The sequence below is a fragment of the uncultured Empedobacter sp. genome (assembly GCF_937930195.1).
GTDB classification, from domain to species: domain Bacteria; phylum Bacteroidota; class Bacteroidia; order Flavobacteriales; family Weeksellaceae; genus Empedobacter; species Empedobacter stercoris.
The window spans coordinates 1-18,076 of sequence record NZ_CALGVK010000144.1; the positions used below are offsets into that span (position 1 = coordinate 1).

Genomic DNA, 18,076 nt, shown 5'->3' on the forward strand with positions numbered 1-18,076 from the left:
AGATTAGAAAAATACTTTTGATTATATCAGGAGAATTATTCGTGTGTAAAATTATTTTTTATCTACTCCGATCGAAAAAGATTCTCTCATTTTTTGACGAGATTCATCTTGCAATTTTTTGAATTCTTCTTGACTTATTTCTTTCCCATTTATAGGCTTTACTTTTGAAAGTTTCTTTGGTTTCAAATTAATTTTATCAGCTTCATAGGTCATAATTGAGCTAAATTTATTTCCCATTTCGCTTACCGTTTTTAGAATCAAACCTGGCAATCCATTCACTTGATTTGGTCCTGCATCAACCTTAATATCTGGTGCAAACCAAGCTGCTATTTGCTTGCCTTTATCATTACCAATAGCTTTTTTTACTTTGTGACCCAAAATCGTATCTTCAATATCTGTAATTTTCCATTCATAGTCTTTATATGGCGTAACCACAATAAAATTCTGTTTATCTAAAACGACTTCTTGACGAAACTCTTTCTTACTTGTTTCATTAATCAAAGCTTTATATTCTCCTCCAATATTAATTGAAAAAGCCCCCATAGAGCTACCATTTTGATCATTATTAATGGTTTCTATTTTTTTGTAAACGGACTGATGATCACTATATTCTAATTGATAATAAATATTTGGAGACCCTCCAATTTTTATTGTACCTCCTCCTTTTTGTGCTTGCTCTCTTTCAAACTCCTTTATTTTTTCTTCATCATGCTTTATATCATATTTATAATCGACAATAAGCTTTTCTTGCCCAAAACCAAAATTCGAAAAAAGTAAAAATCCAGCTAGTAATAATTGTTTCATTATATTGTAGTTTTTAATTAATACTCTAAAATAATTTTTATTTTTTAATTCTACAATAATAGAACATATAATTAACACAATATTGTGAAAAGAAAAAAATCCAACCGAAGTTGGATTTTTTCTATATAAATTAAAATATGTTTTAAATTATCTCAAAGTGTTTCAGTGCATTCCATATTCCGTGATTATCTGCAGAAGTTGTATAATAATCAGCCGCTTCACGAACATTCTCTTTCGCATCGCCCATTGCTACGCCTATTTTACAACCTTTCAACATACTAATATCGTTACCACCATCACCAAAAGCCATTGTTTTAGTTAAATCTAAATTATCGCGTTCAGCCATTCGCTCTATTCCACGCATTTTACTAATATCTTTCGGGTTTATATCAGCAAAATATTCGATCCAACGTGTACTAAGACTATTTTTCATAATATTATTCATCAAATAGGCTTCTTGTTCTTCATCGACAAAAAAGTTCATTTGCATGATATTATCTTTTGGTAAAGTTCGCGGATCAACAACTTCAGGAACTTCCATTCCAAAATAAGCAAACGATTTTTCTACATTTTCATTCACACGATTGATACTGAACGCATCTTTGGTCATGTATGAAAAGGAAAAAGGATTTTCTTCGTCATATTTCAACAAAGCCTCTATATCATTGGGATTGATATAATCTACAAAAAAAGTTTCACGTTTTTCATTCGAACACATTCCACCATTGTTATTGATATAACCGTCAAAACCATAGGTGAAAATATGATCCGGCATATCTGCCATATTTCGTCCTGTAGCAATGTATATTTTTTTGTTTTTCTGTTTCAATAATTTTAAGGCTTCGATTGTAGAATCACTTATTTCATGGTTTTCAAAACCTTGCAAAGTCCCATCAAAATCGAAGAAAAAAGAGTCTATCATAATTTAGTTTTATCTCATACAAATTTAAAAAAGCAACCTTTAATTGGTTGCTTTTGTAGTTTATTTTAATGCTAATTTAATAATTTCTATTGCTTTATTGGTGTCTTCTTCAGAAATATTGAGATGTGGACGCATTCGCACCGAGTTTTCTCCACAAGGGAGAATAATCAGATGATTTTCGAAACATGTTTTAATAAACGCTGAACGATCTAAGTCCGAATTAAAATCAAATGCGATAAATAATCCTAATCCTCGAACCGAATGGATTTTCTTCGTTTCTTTTGCAATCTCATTCAACTTCGATAAAATATATTTTCCTTTTTCTGCTGCATTTTCTACTAATTTTTCTTGTTCTATCACTTCTAAAATTAACTTAAAACGCAACATATCAATGTAATTCCCTCCAAAAGTTGAATTGATACGACTTGATTCTTTAAAAACATTATTTGGAATTTGATCCAACTTTTCTTTGTTGGCTAATATTCCACAAACTTGTGTTTTCTTACCAAACGAGATAACATCTGGAACTACATCATAATGCTGAAAAGCCCACATTTTACCTGTCATTCCCATCCCTGTTTGGACTTCGTCAAAAATCAATAAAATCTCTTCTCTATCACAGATTGCTCTTAATTTTTGAAAGAATTCTTTTCTGAAATAATTATCTCCTCCTTCACCTTGAATAGGTTCTATGATAATACACGCAATTTTATTTTTGCGTTGTTCCAAAGCTGTTTCTATCTGCGCTATCGCTCTATTTTCTGACTCAACAACTTTACCAAGATTATCTTCTGTAACTGGGTAAATACGTTTTGGATTCTCAATTCTTGGCCAATCAAACTTCGGAAAGTACTCATATTTACGAGGATCTTTGGTATTTGTTAAGGATAAAGTATAACCTGAACGCCCATGAAAAGCTTGCTTGAAATGAATTACTTCACCTGCCTCCTTCTCTATTCCTTTCGAAAAGTTAAGTCTTGTTTTCCAATCAAAAGCAGTTTTTAATGCATTTTCAACTGCCAAAGTTCCTCCCGAAATAAAGAATAGATACTGTAATTCTTTCGGCATTGCAACACGCTCAAACGTATCAATTAAATCGGCATAATCTTTTGTATAAATATCTGACATTGCAGGTTTGTTGACTGCATTTCGTCCTAAAAAATCAATTTTAGCCATTAAATGCGGGTGATTATATCCAATTGCAGTCGAAGCAAACATCGAAAATAAATCCAAATATTCTACTCCATTTTCATCCACCACATAAGAACCATGCGATTTGTCCATGTCCATTACAATTGGATATCCGTCTGCTAATATATGTTTTGCTAATCTTTCGTGTACTGTACTCATTTTTTTTTAATTTAAAAGTCAAACTTAATTCCTTGCGCTAACGGCACTTCTGTCGAATAATTAATGGTATTCGTTTGTCGTCGCATATACGCTTTCCATGCATCTGATCCAGACTCGCGGCCACCGCCTGTTTCCTTCTCACCACCGAAAGCACCTCCAATTTCGGCACCAGACGTACCGATATTAACATTTGCAATTCCACAATCAGAACCTTTTTGACTTAAAAACAATTCAGCTTCACGAAGATTATTTGTCATAATCGAAGATGATAAACCTTGTGCCACATTATTCTGAATTTCGATTGCATTTAACACATCTCCCGAATATTTGATTAAGTATAAAATCGGTGCAAAAGTTTCATGTTGAACAATTTCAAAATGATTTTCTACCTCAGCAATAACGGGTTTCACATAACAACCGCTCTCAAAACCATTTCCTTCTAAAACTCCTCCTTCAACGATGATTTTCCCACCTTCTTGGTTGATTTTTTCTATTGCTTTCGAATACATCTCTACAGCTTGTTGATCAATTAATGGTCCAACATGATTCGATGTATCCAAAGGATTTCCAATTTTAATTTGTTTGTAAGCATTTACTAATGATTCTTTTACTTTATCATAAATCGACTCATGAACAATTAGACGCCTTGTCGTTGTACAACGTTGTCCTGCCGTACCAACAGCTCCAAATACAGCCGAAGTCAGCATAATCTTAAGGTCAGCATCTGGTGTAACAATAATCGCATTGTTTCCACCTAATTCTAAAATTGTTTTACCTAAACGAGCAGCAACCACTTTGTTCACTTCAATTCCCATTCGCGTAGAACCTGTTGCAGAAACCAATGCTACACGACGATCTGCTGCAATCAATTCACCGATTGCTTTATCACCCATCACCAAAGAAGAAACGCCTTCTGAAATATCATTACTTTTTAAAACTTCTGCTAAAATGTGTTGACATGCAACTGCACACAAAGGTGTTTTCTCGCTCGGTTTCCAAACGACAACGTCTCCACAAACCAATGCCAAACATGTATTCCAAGCCCAAACAGCTACTGGGAAATTAAAAGCTGAAATCACACCAACAATTCCAAGTGGATGATATTGATCGTACATACGATGCAATGGTCGTTCTGAATGAATAGTCGAACCATACAATTGACGTGATAACCCAACAGCAAAATCACAGATATCAATCATTTCCTGCACTTCTCCTAAACCTTCTTGATATGATTTCCCCATTTCATACGAAACCAATTTTCCCAAAGAAGCCTTTTTCTCACGAAGTTTATCCCCAAACTGACGAACTATCTCCCCTCTTTTTGGAGCAGGAATCATTCGCCATTCTTTAAAAGCAGCTTGAGCTTTCGTGATAACTTCTTCGTAATCATCTTTTGTAGATGATGCTACTTTTCCTATTAATTTTCCGTCTACTGGCGAGTAAGAAGAAAGCTCTTCACCTTTTCCAAACCAAGTACTTCCTGTCGATGTTCCGAGATTTTCGGAAGAAATACCCAATTCTTTTAATTCGTTTTCTATCATTTTTTTGTGTTATTTTGTGGTTTTAACTTTTACCTAAATTAGTCAAAAGTTTCATAATCTAAAATTTTTAATAAATATTATTCAGAATAATTTTTAATTTACTGAATAATCTTTAGATTTAATAAAATAAAACCGCATAAAATGAATTTAACTACAGATTATTTTAAGATTGATGATTTGTTAACTGAAGAACATAAATTAATTCGTCAATCTGTTCGAGATTTTGTGGACAACGAAATAAAACCTGTTATAGATGATGCTGCACAACATCATAAAGATATCCCTGATTTAATGAAAAAATTAGGTGCAATTGGTGCATTAGGTCCATACATACCAGAAGAATATGGAGGCGCTGGTTTAGATCAAATGTCCTATGGATTAATCATGCAAGAATTAGAACGTGGCGATTCCGCTGTACGATCTGCTGCATCTGTGCAATCTTCTTTGGTCATGTATCCTATTTATGCATTTGGTTCTGAAGAACAAAAACGCAAGTATTTACCAAAATTAGCTTCTGGAGAATTCATCGGAAGTTTTGGATTAACAGAACCTAATCACGGCTCTAATCCAGGTGGAATGGAAACTCGTCTAACAAAAAATGGAGATCATTATGTGTTAAATGGAGCAAAAATGTGGATTACAAATTCGCCAATTTGTGATATTGCTGTTGTTTGGGCAAGAGATGAAGAAGGAAAAATAAGAGGTGTAATTGTAGAACGCGGAATGCCAGGTTTTACAACACCAGAAACATTAAACAAATGGTCATTAAGAGCTTCTAAAACAGGTGAATTAGTTTTTGAGAATGTAAAAATCGAAGAAAGTCATATTTTACCAGAAGTGAATAGTTTACGTGGCCCTTTATCATGTTTAAACTCGGCTCGATACGGAATATCTTGGGGTGTAATTGGCGCTGCAATTGATTGTTACGAATCTGCTTTAAACTATTCATTACAAAGAACTCAATTTGGAAAACCGATTGCTTCTTATCAATTACAGCAAAAAAAATTAGCCGAATTTATTACAGAAATTACAAAAGCTCAGTTGTTATGTTGGCGATTAGGTACATTGAAAAATGAAAACAAAGCAACGCCAGAACAAATTTCTATGGCAAAGCGTAACAATGTAAAAATGGCTTTGGACATTGCAAGAGAGTCTCGTCAAATCATTGGTGCAATGGGAATTGTTGGTGATTTCCCTATGATGCGACATGCTGCAAACTTAGAATCTGTTATTACGTACGAAGGAACGCACGATGTTCACTTATTGATTACAGGTGCAGATATCACAGGAATTAATGCATTTGTGTAAGAATATTTTTCATACTAATAGATAATTTTATAGGTTTACAATTCGTTTGTAAACCTTTTTTAATTATCACACATGAAATCGAAATCAATTTTATTTATTATGTTTTGTATTCAAGCGATTGCTTTGAATGCACAAGAAACCTACAAAATTACCTATGAACGATTTTCGAATGGTAAAAAAGTAATCGAAAGCAATCCAATACAAGTATTAGCTAATACGAAAGAAACCATTATTGGTAAGCAAGAAAGCTTTCATCACACGACAAACTATCCTGATGAAATGGTTTATTACACCAAAACAAATCCTTCTGTTATTTCATTGGTGACACAATTTGATTCGGTTCATTCCATTATCTCTAATGATTCAATTGCTCTAAATAAATCGGTTTTTACAATTACAAAAGAAACCAAACGTATTTTAGGTTTGCGTTGTAAGAAAGCAACAACCTCTATCAACTCAAACACTATCGATGTTTGGTTTGTCGATAATATGGACATCAATGCTGCGCCAACAATAGTGGGAATGAGTTTGGGATTTGTGTTAGAGTTTACACGTAATAATAATATGACCATTCGAGCATCGAAAATAGAACGTCAAAAAGAACCTATTCCAAGCCAATATATTGCAAAAGAATTACTACAAGAACCTGTCGATATCTTAACTTATAAAGATATTATCTGGAAAAGTAAGTTTGTAGACATTCCACTTTTAACCAATCAACAGATAAATTTCAGCAATAACTTCCTATCAAACGATTCGATTTATCGCTTTGCCAATGGAACTGTTGTGGTCAGAAAAATAAAACTTCCGTTGATTAAAGAAGGAAGTCAAATTTTCTTAAATGTTACACAACAATCAAATGGAGATGCTTATGACCGTACAGGTTCGGTTTTTTTGATCCCGCGCGATTCTAAAATCACGTTTATGGATGCTTTGCAAAAAGGAATCAATCAATTGCCTGTATACACTGCGCCAAACAACAAGAAGTATCAAGGTTATTTTTTGACAGAAAATTATACACCAACTATTGAATTGATGCGATTCTTTACACCTTTTGGCATTAATAAATTTAATCACATACAACTGAAAGGTCAATCATGGGAAACAGAAGCAAAGTACCGTCAAGAGATCACAGAATTGCAACGATTATTGTCTAATCAAGAGGTTTTAGTTGGATTTTTTATCGGAAATTATGATCAAGGTGGGCATACAATTTCAGCCAATATCACAGTTCATCCTTCCAATTCTTCAACTCTTCCAAACAAAAAAGTGCAACCTATTTTCAACACAACAAACATCATGGAAATGGCAGGTCAAGAATACCCTTCTTTGTTTGATAATCCGAATGGTTTTACAGTTGAATTTACGCTGAAAGAAGATTATAACAATGCGAAATTACGCTTTACAACGACTGGACATGGTGGCTGGGAAAACGGAGACGAATTTGTACCAAAGGAAAATAGTGTTTTTCTTGATGGACAAAATGTGTTCAATATCATTCCTTGGCGACAAGATTGTGGGTCGTATCGTGCTTACAATCCTGCTTCGGGAAACTTTGACAATGGGTTATCTTCCTCTGATTACAGCCGTTCTAATTGGTGTCCAGGCACAGTTACAAACCCATTTTTTATAGATTTAGGGAACTTAAAAGCGGGAAAACACAGCTTGCAGGTTAAGATTCCTCAAGGAAAACCAGAAGGAAACGCGTTTAGTTATTGGAATGTTTCGGGGGTTCTTTTAGGAGAATAAACTGATAGTGATTTGAAACCTGCGCTACTTTTACCAAAAACCTGCGAAGAAGTTTACCAAAACCTGCGAAGAAGTTTACCAAAACCTGCGCACGAGTTTATCAAAACCTGCGCAGAAGTTTACCAAAACCTGCGCAGGTTTTTACATGAACATCAAAAGCCCTGTAAATACAGGGCTTTTGATTCTATAAAATTTATGATATTTAACTAAAAACTACATGTTTCTTCTGTACTGACCACCTACTTTGAATAAAGCATCTGTAATCTGCCCAAGAGAACAAACTTTGGTCACATCCATCAACGCTTCAAATATATTACCGTTCTGAATAGCGATTTGTTGTACTTTCTCTAACCATACTTTTGCTTGTTCTTCTTTCGATTGATGCAAGCGTTCTTTCGTTTTAATTTGGAATTGTTTTTCCTCTTCTGTTGCACGAATAACCTCTGCCGGAACCACTGTTGGCGAACCTTTAGAACTTAAGAACGTGTTTACACCAATAATTGGGAACGTTCCGTTGTGTTTCAACGTTTCGTAATACAACGATTCTTCTTGTATTTTAGAACGTTGATACATCGTTTCCATCGCGCCTAAAACACCTCCACGCTCTGTAATACGATCAAACTCTTGTAAAACCGCTTCTTCCACTAAGTCGGTTAACTCTTCGATAATGAACGAACCTTGAATTGGATTTTCGTTTTTCGCTAAACCTAATTCTTTGTTGATAATCAACTGAATAGCCATTGCTCTACGTACCGATTCTTCTGTTGGCGTTGTAATCGCCTCATCGTACGCATTGGTATGCAACGAGTTACAGTTGTCGTAAATCGCATATAATGCTTGCAACGTTGTACGAATATCGTTGAAATCAATTTCTTGTGCGTGTAACGAACGACCAGATGTTTGAATATGATACTTCAACATTTGCGCTCTTTCGTTCGCTCCGTATTTATTCTTCAAGGCTTTTGCCCAAATTTTACGCGCCACACGACCAATTACTGAATATTCTGGATCGATACCATTTGAGAAGAAAAACGATAAGTTTGGTCCAAACGCATTGATATCCATTCCGCGAGATAAATAATATTCCACATAAGTGAAACCGTTTGCCAACGTAAACGCCAATTGTGTAATTGGATTCGCTCCTGCCTCTGCAATATGGTAACCCGAAATAGAAACCGAATAGAAGTTACGTACATTTTGATTGATGAAATACTCTTGAACATCTCCCATCAAACGCAACGCAAACTCAGTACTGAAGATACATGTATTTTGTGCTTGATCTTCTTTTAAAATATCTGCCTGAACCGTTCCACGAACTTGCGCCAACGTATTTTTCTTAATTTCAGCATACACCTCTGCAGGTAAAACCTGATCTCCAGTTACACCTAATAACATCAATCCTAATCCATCGTTCCCTTCTGGTAAATCGCCATTGTAACGTGGTCTTTCTAAACCTTTGTCTTCGTAAATAGCTTTAATTTTCGCTTCCGTTTCTGCTTCTAAACCATTTTCCTTGATGTATTTTTCACAGTTTTGATCGATAGCCGCATTCATAAAGAACCCTAACAACATAGGTGCAGGACCGTTAATGGTCATCGAAACCGATGTCATAGCATGTGATAAATCGAAACCAGAATACAATTTTTTTGCATCATCTAAACAACAAATCGAAACACCTGCATTACCAATCTTACCGTAAATATCAGGACGATGCCCTGGATCGTTTCCGTATAAAGTCACCGAGTCAAAAGCTGTTGATAAACGCTTCGCTGGCATTCCTTTCGACACATAATGAAAACGTCTATTAGTACGCTCTGGTCCACCTTCTCCAGCAAACATACGCGTTGGATCTTCACCTTCACGTTTAAACGGATACAATCCTGATGTAAATGGAAACTCTCCTGGTACGTTTTCTTGTAAAACCCAACGTAAAATATCGCCCCAAGCTTCGTACTTTGGCAACGCAATTTTAGGGATTTGTAAGTGCGATAACGACTCAGAATGTGTCTGAATTTTAATCTCTTTATCGCGAACTTTAAACGTATAAACCGGATTTTTATATTTATTTACCTTTTCATCCCAAGTTGTAATAACTTCCCAGTTGAAAGGATCTAAGTTCATTTTATATTTATCAAATTCTGCTAAAAGAACTTTTACTAAATCAGCGTTGTCTGTCCCAGTAACTTCGACTCCATGCGGAGTGACAGTAGGCATTTTACCAGAAAGCGTTTCGATTGTTTTGAAAAAACCGTACAACTTCTGTGCAACTTCTTTTTGAGAAACTACTTTTGCATCGTAACCTCTATTATTTTCAGCAATTTCAGATAAATAACGAGTACGAGCAGGCGGAATCACAAAGATTTTCTCTGACATCTCCTTTGTAATTTCAAAAGTAGATTTCAAATCAGCTCCCGTTTTTTCAACCACTTTATCAATAATAGACTTGTATAATTGATTCGTTCCTGGATCGTTAAATTGAGAGGCTATTGTTCCAAAAACTGGCATTTCATCAGGATTTACATCCCACAGATTATGATTGCGTTGGTATTGTTTTTTCACATCGCGTAACGCATCTAAAGCACCACGTTTATCAAATTTATTGATCGCAACAATGTCAGCAAAATCTAGCATGTCGATTTTTTCTAACTGCGTTGCAGCACCAAATTCTGGTGTCATGATGTACAATGATGCATCCGAATGATCTAAAATTTCGGTGTCCGATTGTCCAATTCCTGAAGTTTCTAAAATAATCAAATCATATTGCGCCGCTTTCAAAACCTGAATCGCTTCCTCTACATATTTAGACAAAGCTAAGTTTGATTGACGAGTTGCTAACGAACGCATGTACACACGAGGGTTGTTAATTGAATTCATACGAATACGATCGCCTAACAACGCTCCACCTGTCTTCTTTTTTGAAGGATCAACTGAAACCAACGCAATTGATTTCTCTGGAAAATCAATTAAAAAACGACGCACTAATTCATCAACCATAGAAGATTTCCCTGCTCCACCTGTTCCAGTAATTCCTAAAACTGGTGCCGATTTATCTGCTACTTTATCATAGTCAAAGGCTTTTAAAAAGTCCTCTTCGCGATTTTCTGCTAACGAAATTAAACGAGCAATCGTTGTGATGTCTTTATCTTGTAACGATTGATATACATCTTTTCCGTTTGGTAACTCTAAAGCAGCTGTAGGAAAATCAGATTTCTCAACCATATCGTTAATCATTCCTTGCAAACCTAATTCGCGCCCATCATCTGGAGAATAGATACGTGTAATTCCGTAATCCATCAATTCCTTGATTTCTGAAGGTAAGATAACTCCACCTCCACCACCAACGATGCGGATATGACCTGCTCCTCTTTCTTGAAGCAAATCGTACATATACTTAAAATATTCGTTATGACCACCCTGATATGATGTCATAGCAATTGCATTTGCATCTTCTTGAATGGCTGTATTTACAACATCTTCAACAGATTTATCGTGACCTAAATGTATAACCTCGCAACCTGTTGCTTGGATAATACGACGCATGATATTAATAGCAGCATCGTGCCCATCAAACAAAGCAGCAGCAGTTACAATACGCACTTTGTTTTTAGGATGATAAGCCTCTTGTATAGGATGTACAAACTTTTCTTTCTTTTCTTCTTGAGTAATTTGTGACATTTATTTGTGATTTTGATTTTTAATGACTCTTGCTAAGATACTATAATTTTTAAACTAAAAATATACCTATAAATTATCATATCAAGTAAAATAAACAAATAACATTGACAGGTTCATAAATTTTCTTTTGATTTTATTGCAATATATCATTAACTTTAAAAGCACTAAACTGAGTTATATGAATACTTATACTTTGAAAAACCTTTCTGAATTTTCTGAATTGAATGAACAAATGATTACATTATGGAATAAGAAGTATAAGCTTTTTACGGAAGAAAAAATTAATCAAAATACTTTATTTGATCACGAAAATTTAAAGAAATTAATGCTGATCTCTTTTCTTAATGAATCAAATAAAAAAAATACGATTGAGAAATTGAGTTTAAAGACAATTTCCGAATTACAAGTTATTTGTGAATTTGAGATACAAACTTATCTTCAAAATAATAAAAATTATCGTCCATTAATTAAACTAATGGTTTGTTCGTGTTTTTCGTATGATGCGAAGTTTTTTGATACAGTCTTAACCATTTGCTTCAAAAAATTAGGCATTGGGATTTGTTGTAACGACATTGTATTTCCTTTTTTGAGTCTTATGTCAGAAATACTTGCAAAGTATTCAATACAAGAATCATTGATTTCATTTTCAAATAATTTAATTCGAAAACATCTTTTTTATCTTATTAAATCAATAAATCAAACAGAAACGAATAATCGCAAATGGATGTTGTTTTTACCACAAGATGAATTTCATGATTTAGAACTGTTATATTCTTATTTATTTTTAAAAATAAACAATGAAAAAGGAATTTATTTAGGTGAAAATCAAAGTTTAAAATCTATTATAGAATGTTTGGAACATCTAAACATCACCCATATCGTTATTTACATCAGTGAAAATTATAATATAAATACGCTAACAGATTATATCATCACTATCAAAAAAAAATATCCTACAATCACTATTTTTTTAACAAGCTATAAACCTTTAAAAGAGAAAATAACAGATAAAATCCCATATATTAATATCAATTCTCCTCAGATGTTTAATGCATATCTAAAAAAAATTATGATGATGTAATTGGCTATTTTATTTTCCAATCAATTGGCTGAATATTTTTAGCTTCTAAAAATGAATTGGTTTTAGAAAAAGGTTTACTTCCCCAAAATCCTCTGTAAGCTCCTAATGGAGACGGATGTGCAGATTCGATCACAAAATGTTTAAAACGATCTATTTTTGCACCTTTTTTTTGTGCATAGGCTCCCCATAATATAAACACTACGTTGTCTTTTTTATCTGAAAGCTGTTGTATCACAGCATCTGTAAACTTTTCCCAACCTTTCTTTTGATGTGATCCAGGATTAGATGCTTCAACGGTTAATGTTGCATTCAATAAAAGAACACCTTGTTTTGCCCAAGGTTCTAAATTACCTGAAGTAGAAATTTCAATCTCCAAATCATTCTTTAATTCTTTGTAAATATTGCGTAAGCTTGGAGGTAATTTAATTCCATCTGCAACAGAAAAAGACAATCCATTCGCCTGTCCTTCCCCATGATAGGGATCTTGCCCAATTAAAACGACTTTAACATTCTCAAATGATGTATTATCAAAAGCAGAAAATATTTTGGATGCTGGAGGGTAAATTGTTTTTGTTTGGTATTCATCTCTAACAAAATCAATCAATTTTATAAAATAATCTTTCTCAAATTCATCCTTCAATACTTCTTTCCAAGTCGCATCAATCTTCACATCCATTTTTCACTTTTATTACGGAAACAAAATTATGCGTAAATTTGTATCAATGCAAATATCAGAACAAACTTTAAAGGATTTAGAATTTAATGCGGTACAAAAAGAAATCGCAGAATTTGCTTATACAGAAAAGGTTGAAGAATTTATTCATCAATTAAAACCTTATGAAGATCACCAAATTTTGGTGCAGGACCTTCAGACGACAAATGAATATTTGAAAACATTTGAAACGGGAAATCGTTTTCCCTTTTCAGAATATTATATTTTAGATGAAAATCTGAGTCGATTAGAAATCGAAAATTATTATTTGCCAGCCGAAGAATTTTTCAAAATCAAGGCCAATACACTTCAAGTAAAAGAAATCTTGAAATATTTGACGCTTTTTCATGAGTACACACCTGTTTTATTCGAGAAAGCTTCGACGATTAACTACGAAAAAAATATCATAAAATTAATTGATCAAGTATTCAATAAATTTGGAGAAATAAAAGATGATGCAAGTCCAGCTTTAAAAATTGTACGTGATAGACTTCGTCATTTAAATGGTCGTATTACCGAATTATTTAACAAATCGATGAGTTATCATTCTGATTATTTGGATGATATTCGCGAATCTGTTATTGGAAATCGTCGAGTTTTAGCTGTAAAATCTGCGTTAAGAAAACGTGTAAAAGGTCAATTTTTAGGAACATCAAAAACAGGATCAATTACATTTATTGAGCCAGAAAGTGTTCTAAATCCTCGTCGTGAATGGGAAGAATTGAAAGAAGAAGAAAAACATTTGATTATTCAAATTTTATTGGATTTAACTGCTCAAATTGCGGAATACAAACCTCATCTTGAAGAATATCAAACGTTTTTGGAATACATTGATTTTACACAAGCTAAAGCAAATTATGCGTATTTAATCAATGGTATTTTACCCGAAATTTCAGAAAAGAGAATCATTAAATTAGTGGATGCGTTTCATCCGGTTTTGTATTTAAACAATAAAAGAAAAACACAAAAAACAATTCCACAAAGTTTAGAAATAAACGAAGATTGCCGAATCATTATTATTTCTGGACCAAATGCAGGGGGAAAATCCATCACATTAAAAACAATTGGTTTATTGCAATTGATGATTCAAAGTGGAGTTTTAGTTCCTGTAAAAGAAGAAAGTCAATTTGGATTTTTTGATCAAATTTTTACCGATATTGGGGATAATCAGTCGATTGAAAATCATTTATCAACCTACAGTTATCGTCTAAAACAAATGTCGTATTTTTTGAAAAATGCAGATGACAAAACATTATTATTGGTTGATGAATTTGGTACGGGCTCTGACCCTGAATTAGGTGGTGCATTAGCAGAAGTATTCTTTGAAGAGTTTTATGAACGAAATTCTTTTGGCGTTTTTACAACGCATTACACCAATATCAAATTGAGTGCTGAAAGCTTACCAGAAGCGATAAATGCTTGTATGTTGTTTGATAAAAAAACGCTCGAACCACTTTATCGTTTAGAAATTGGGCAAGCTGGAAGTTCGTTTACATTTGAAGTAGCAGAGAAAAATAAAATTCCTTACCGTTTGATTAATCGTGCGAAGAAAAAAGTTGAAAGTGAAAAAGTAAGTTTAGATAAAACTATTTTAAAACTTCAACAAGAAAAATTTGAAATTCAAAAAACGAAAGATCATGTTGAAGAGTTACGCGAAACGAATATTGAACATAACGAAAAATTAGAACTAACAAACGAAAAAATTCAGCAAAAATTATATGATTTCCAACAATTATATGATCGTGAACAAAAACGTTTGAAATTGGGTGAACGTATTTCGGACATGGCTGATTCTTACTTAAAAACGAAGAATAAAAAACAAATGATTGCCAATTTCTTGAAGTTGATTGAAATGGAAAATTCGAAAAAGACGAAAGAAGTTCAACAGTTAAAGAAAATCGAAAAAATTGTAGAGAAAGAAGTTAAGCGAGAATTAAAAGAAAATTCAGAAACAATTTCTCAACAAAAACAAGTCATTGAACAGAAAGAAAAAGCTGAAACGAAGAAAAAAATTGAGGCATTGAAAGTTGGTGATCGTGTCAAAATTCATGGTTCATCGAGTGTTGGAACGATAGATAAATTGAAAAAAGATACCGTTTTTGTAAATTACGGCTTATTTACAACTCAAATCAATGTCAATGAAGTATATAAAATTTAGTTTTTTCATTTTATTATTAAGTTTTCAGTCTTGTTTATGGCAAGAAGATGACAGCAAACATTATTCTTGTTCTTTTACAGTTGATGTAACAGATTGGAACAAAACCTTGAATAATTGCAAGTATACCGTCACTATCAACAATAGAGGAATGATGAATGAGAAAGGTATTTTTCAATTTAAATTTAAAAATGCTTCAAAAATTTATTCGAAACATTCGGCTATATATACAATTCAAGAAGGGATTAATACTATTCCGATAGAAATAAGTAATTGTAATTTTGCAGATGAAATAATTGATGTTTGTTTTATGCAATATAAATAAGGACTTCTAAATTGAAGTCCTCATTCTTTTAATCTTTTTCTACACCTTGCGAACGTAATTCTTTCTGTTTTTCATAAAGTTTTTTGGCTTTTTCCTGAGAAACTTCTTTTTCCATCACTTTAGTATTTTTAGGTAACTCTATTTTACCAGTATATGGTTTTATGTCTATTGCTGAAATCGTTATATATGTATCTGCATCAACCAAAGGGAAATTTGCTTTAAATTTAATTTTTAATATTAATCCAGATAATCCGTTAAAACGAGAAGGACCATCGCGAAAAGGTAAATCTGGCGCGTACCACGCTTCTACTATTTGCGTTGGATTTATATAAGTTGCTTTTCTTACGTTATAGCCTAAAATTTTAGACTCTTCTTTACTCAATATCCAAGGGAAAGTTTGGATGGAATCTTTCACAAGTATTTTAGGATTTATTTTAGTTTGTTCATACAAATTATCTGTGTCAAAATTCTTATAAATGTTAGATCCTGCTTCTGTCAAACCAATAGAAATACCTTTTGTTTGTGTATTATCTATACGATCTATTCGTTTATAATTCGAAACTGATTTATTGACAATTAATTCATAAAAGTATCTTTTATTATTTGAATTAATAAATATATCAGATGAGAGAGCTTTTGTATCATTCGAGGTATTGATAAATTCTTGTTTTACTTCGTATTCTACACGAATGGCATCTTGCGAAACTCCAATTATTGGCAGAAGAATAAATAAATATTTTAGCATTTTTGTATCATTTCAGCTCTACTAATATAGAAATAAAATTTAAATCATTTTAAATAATCTTCAACATAAGGAATATCATTCTTTAAGGTAAAAAATCTCCGTAAATTAGCGTAAAGATAAGATGAACGCTTGATTTCATTAGGAGTTTAGTAGAATTTGATTTAATGATTTTTATTAATTATATGTTATAAATAATATTTATAGTTTAATCTATAATTGAAATTAAAAATCTATTGACTATTGAGATTATCGGCCTAAATTTGCATCAGTAAAAGAGATAAAAACTTTAATTAGTTTTATCAAATTAAGAATTATTAAACAAAATATAAAAACTAAAATTATGTCATTAGTAGGAAAAAAAGCGCCTTTATTTACAGCGCCAGCAGTAATTGATGGAGACGAAATCGTAGAAAACTTTTCAATGCCAATCGGAGAGAAAAATATCGTTTTATTTTTCTACCCAAAAGACTTCACATTTGTTTGTCCAACAGAATTACACGCTTTCCAAGCTAAATTAGCTGAATTCGAAAAAAGAGATGCTGTTGTAATCGCTGCTTCTTGTGATTCAGAAGAAACTCACTTAGCATGGTTAAACACTGCTAAAGATAACGGAGGTATCGAAGGTGTTACTTACCCAATCGTTGCAGATTTAGCTAAAACTATTGCTATGGACTATGGTGTATTAGCAGGTGAGTACGTGTACAACGAAGAAAACGATTCATTAAAATTTGAAGGAGCTCCAGTTGCTTACCGTGGTACTTTCATCATCGACAAAAATGGAGTTGTTCGTCACGAAACAATCAACGATTTACCATTAGGTCGTAACATCGATGAGTATGTACGTTTATTAGACGCAATTTTACACGTTGAGAAATACGGTGAAGTTTGTCCAGCTAACTGGGAAGAAGGAAAAGATGCTATGAACGCTACTAAAGATGGTGTAGCTTCTTACTTAGCTTCTCACTAAAAAATAACTTGGAATCTTAGAATTCCAAAATTCACGGAGAGGCTGTCTAAATTTTGACAGAAGATTTTTAACTGATTTATTTTCAATGTAAAATCACTAAGTTAATACCTTAGACAGCCTTTTTTATATCCAATTTTTAACACTTTAAAAATTAAAAAAATGTTTGCAGAATTAGAACAAGATAACTTAGCACAAGTAGTTGCTGATAACAATATCGTAATTGTACAATATGGTGCTGGATGGTGCGGAAACTGCCGTTTGGTAAAACCAAAATTCAAAAAATTAGCTGCTGAATACGAAGGTCAAGCAGAATTTTTATATGTTGATGCTGAGAAATTAGTAGAATCAAGAAAATTGGCTGAAGTTCCAAATTTACCAACTTTCGCTGTTTTCAAAGGAGGAGTTAATGTAGGACAAGTAACTGCATCTAAAATTGATGCTGTAAAAGAATTGATCAATGAAGCTGCCGGTATTTAAAAATTTAGCAAAAAACGTTTCGATTGAAGCAATGGAAACGGCTTTAGAAGTTTTAGAAGTTTATGCTGATTCTCCAGCGGTTAAAGAGCCAGAGCAAGAAGTAATCGGTGAAATGATTTCTAACATTTGTGGAGCAATGGAAATGAAACAAATGATGGAAGAAGAAGGAATGGACGAGCGTACTGCTGCCAATACTTTCATGCAACGTGTGATGGGTTCTATCGATAAATAAGATATTACACACTTTATATAAAAAAAGGATTTC

General features: G+C 33.0%; 15 protein-coding genes. 8 read left to right on the forward strand and 7 right to left on the reverse strand.

What is annotated here, in order from left to right; all coding sequences use genetic code 11:
• Positions 1-51: 51 nt before the first annotated feature.
• The 4 genes from Q0616_RS08315 to Q0616_RS08330 form a co-directional block, all read right to left on the reverse strand.
• Positions 52-804, reverse strand: coding sequence for a GLPGLI family protein (locus Q0616_RS08315; RefSeq protein ID WP_260543426.1), 753 nt, complete (start codon positions 802-804; stop codon positions 52-54).
• Between the two features lie 142 nt (positions 805-946).
• Positions 947-1,726 carry a Cof-type HAD-IIB family hydrolase gene (locus tag Q0616_RS08320; protein WP_260543427.1) on the reverse strand — a complete coding sequence of 260 codons (780 nt, stop codon included), beginning with the start codon at positions 1,724-1,726 and terminating at the stop codon, positions 947-949.
• 60 nt (positions 1,727-1,786) lie between these two features.
• A complete protein-coding gene (gene lat / locus Q0616_RS08325) occupies positions 1,787-3,076 on the reverse strand; it encodes an L-lysine 6-transaminase (protein ID WP_286483666.1) in 1,290 nt (429 codons plus the stop codon).
• Positions 3,077-3,087: 11 nt separating this feature from the next.
• Complete coding sequence (locus Q0616_RS08330) at positions 3,088-4,617, reverse strand: aldehyde dehydrogenase family protein (protein WP_298776422.1); 1,530 nt, start codon at positions 4,615-4,617, stop codon at positions 3,088-3,090.
• A 141-nt stretch (positions 4,618-4,758) separates the two neighbouring features.
• Between Q0616_RS08330 and Q0616_RS08335 the strand changes: the two genes are divergently transcribed.
• Positions 4,759-5,925: an acyl-CoA dehydrogenase family protein gene (locus Q0616_RS08335; protein WP_260543430.1), complete on the forward strand. Its 1,167-nt coding sequence runs from the start codon at positions 4,759-4,761 to the stop codon at positions 5,923-5,925.
• A 72-nt stretch (positions 5,926-5,997) separates the two neighbouring features.
• Positions 5,998-7,674 (forward strand): PNGase F N-terminal domain-containing protein, encoded by a 1,677-nt coding sequence (locus Q0616_RS08340; protein ID WP_260543431.1) that lies wholly within the window; start codon positions 5,998-6,000, stop codon positions 7,672-7,674.
• A 213-nt stretch (positions 7,675-7,887) separates the two neighbouring features.
• On the opposite strand, the gene Q0616_RS08345 is transcribed toward Q0616_RS08340, so the two are convergent.
• Positions 7,888-11,349, reverse strand: a complete 3,462-nt coding sequence (locus tag Q0616_RS08345; protein ID WP_298776426.1) for a methylmalonyl-CoA mutase family protein — start codon at positions 11,347-11,349, stop codon at positions 7,888-7,890.
• A gap of 178 nt (positions 11,350-11,527) precedes the next feature.
• Between Q0616_RS08345 and Q0616_RS08350 the strand changes: the two genes are divergently transcribed.
• Positions 11,528-12,430, forward strand: coding sequence for a hypothetical protein (locus Q0616_RS08350; protein WP_171621664.1), 903 nt, complete (start codon positions 11,528-11,530; stop codon positions 12,428-12,430).
• 4 nt (positions 12,431-12,434) lie between these two features.
• On the opposite strand, the gene Q0616_RS08355 is transcribed toward Q0616_RS08350, so the two are convergent.
• A complete protein-coding gene (locus tag Q0616_RS08355) occupies positions 12,435-13,106 on the reverse strand; it encodes a uracil-DNA glycosylase (protein ID WP_171621663.1) in 672 nt (223 codons plus the stop codon).
• Positions 13,107-13,152: 46 nt separating this feature from the next.
• On the opposite strand from Q0616_RS08355, the gene Q0616_RS08360 reads away from it, so the two are divergent.
• Together Q0616_RS08360 and Q0616_RS08365 are read left to right on the forward strand one after the other, a co-directional pair.
• On the forward strand, positions 13,153-15,300 hold the full coding sequence (locus tag Q0616_RS08360) for a DNA mismatch repair protein MutS (protein ID WP_298776431.1): 2,148 nt from the start codon (positions 13,153-13,155) through the stop codon (positions 15,298-15,300).
• Positions 15,281-15,622, forward strand: a complete 342-nt coding sequence (locus Q0616_RS08365) for a hypothetical protein (RefSeq protein WP_171621661.1) — start codon at positions 15,281-15,283, stop codon at positions 15,620-15,622. The genes Q0616_RS08360 and Q0616_RS08365 overlap by 20 nt, the downstream gene beginning before the upstream one ends.
• 28 nt (positions 15,623-15,650) lie before the next feature.
• On the opposite strand, the gene Q0616_RS08370 is transcribed toward Q0616_RS08365, so the two are convergent.
• Positions 15,651-16,367 (reverse strand): GLPGLI family protein, encoded by a 717-nt coding sequence (locus Q0616_RS08370; protein ID WP_298776432.1) that lies wholly within the window; start codon positions 16,365-16,367, stop codon positions 15,651-15,653.
• Positions 16,368-16,707: 340 nt separating this feature from the next.
• Between Q0616_RS08370 and Q0616_RS08375 the strand changes: the two genes are divergently transcribed.
• The 3 genes from Q0616_RS08375 (at position 16,708) to Q0616_RS08385 (ending at position 18,043) form a co-directional block, all read left to right on the forward strand.
• Positions 16,708-17,334 (forward strand): peroxiredoxin, encoded by a 627-nt coding sequence (locus Q0616_RS08375; RefSeq protein WP_038336698.1) that lies wholly within the window; start codon positions 16,708-16,710, stop codon positions 17,332-17,334.
• A 159-nt stretch (positions 17,335-17,493) separates the two neighbouring features.
• The gene (locus Q0616_RS08380) at positions 17,494-17,811 is read left to right on the forward strand and encodes a thioredoxin family protein (RefSeq protein ID WP_135836238.1); all 318 of its coding nucleotides are present in this window, start codon (positions 17,494-17,496) and stop codon (positions 17,809-17,811) included.
• Positions 17,792-18,043, forward strand: a complete 252-nt coding sequence (locus Q0616_RS08385; RefSeq protein ID WP_171621659.1) for a hypothetical protein — start codon at positions 17,792-17,794, stop codon at positions 18,041-18,043. Before Q0616_RS08380 ends, Q0616_RS08385 begins: the two co-directional genes overlap by 20 nt.
• Positions 18,044-18,076: the final 33 nt, after the last annotated feature.

Coding starts and splice junctions, on each gene's coding strand:
- Q0616_RS08375 (WP_038336698.1), top strand. CDS start 16,708: ATGTCATTAGTAGGAAAAAAAGCGCCTTTATTTACAGCGCCAGCAGTA.
- Q0616_RS08385 (WP_171621659.1), top strand. CDS start 17,792: ATGAAGCTGCCGGTATTTAAAAATTTAGCAAAAAACGTTTCGATTGAA.
- Q0616_RS08355 (WP_171621663.1), bottom strand. CDS start 13,106: ATGGATGTGAAGATTGATGCGACTTGGAAAGAAGTATTGAAGGATGAA.
- Q0616_RS08340 (WP_260543431.1), top strand. CDS start 5,998: ATGAAATCGAAATCAATTTTATTTATTATGTTTTGTATTCAAGCGATT.
- Q0616_RS08345 (WP_298776426.1), bottom strand. CDS start 11,349: ATGTCACAAATTACTCAAGAAGAAAAGAAAGAAAAGTTTGTACATCCT.
- Q0616_RS08370 (WP_298776432.1), bottom strand. CDS start 16,367: ATGCTAAAATATTTATTTATTCTTCTGCCAATAATTGGAGTTTCGCAA.
- Q0616_RS08360 (WP_298776431.1), top strand. CDS start 13,153: ATGCAAATATCAGAACAAACTTTAAAGGATTTAGAATTTAATGCGGTA.
- Q0616_RS08315 (WP_260543426.1), bottom strand. CDS start 804: ATGAAACAATTATTACTAGCTGGATTTTTACTTTTTTCGAATTTTGGT.
- Q0616_RS08330 (WP_298776422.1), bottom strand. CDS start 4,617: ATGATAGAAAACGAATTAAAAGAATTGGGTATTTCTTCCGAAAATCTC.
- Q0616_RS08365 (WP_171621661.1), top strand. CDS start 15,281: ATGAAGTATATAAAATTTAGTTTTTTCATTTTATTATTAAGTTTTCAG.
- lat (WP_286483666.1), bottom strand. CDS start 3,076: ATGAGTACAGTACACGAAAGATTAGCAAAACATATATTAGCAGACGGA.
- Q0616_RS08335 (WP_260543430.1), top strand. CDS start 4,759: ATGAATTTAACTACAGATTATTTTAAGATTGATGATTTGTTAACTGAA.
- Q0616_RS08350 (WP_171621664.1), top strand. CDS start 11,528: ATGAATACTTATACTTTGAAAAACCTTTCTGAATTTTCTGAATTGAAT.
- Q0616_RS08320 (WP_260543427.1), bottom strand. CDS start 1,726: ATGATAGACTCTTTTTTCTTCGATTTTGATGGGACTTTGCAAGGTTTT.
- Q0616_RS08380 (WP_135836238.1), top strand. CDS start 17,494: ATGTTTGCAGAATTAGAACAAGATAACTTAGCACAAGTAGTTGCTGAT.